Source organism: Ruoffia sp. FAM 26254 (assembly GCF_045528545.1).
In the GTDB taxonomy this organism is placed as follows: Bacteria; Bacillota; Bacilli; order Lactobacillales; family Aerococcaceae; genus Ruoffia; species Ruoffia halotolerans.
Map to the genome: position 1 here is coordinate 1 of NZ_JBGQQY010000132.1, position 255 is coordinate 255.

Consider the following 255-nt stretch of genomic DNA (forward strand, 5'->3'; position numbering starts at 1 on the left):
CACCTTTTCCTTGAAACGCCGATAAAGCGTCCGCATGGAACAGTCAATGGGTTTTTCTTTACGCCCGATAATGACATCGGGTGTCCAGCCCTGTGAGACTTTTTCTTTAATGTAGACTTGTTGGTCTGCAGGAAGGACACACTTACATCTACCACACCGTTGTTTGTTTTTCTTATATTGTTGGTAATACTCAATGGCGGTATGGCCCTCTTTTAAGAAGTTGATGACGTTATAAATAGGTGTTCTAGAACGTTT

General features: G+C 42.0%; 1 pseudogene. It reads right to left on the bottom strand.

The window, feature by feature from the left end:
- Positions 1–255: pseudogene (locus tag ACEN3Z_RS11985) on the bottom strand (IS30 family transposase); the annotation flags it as partial.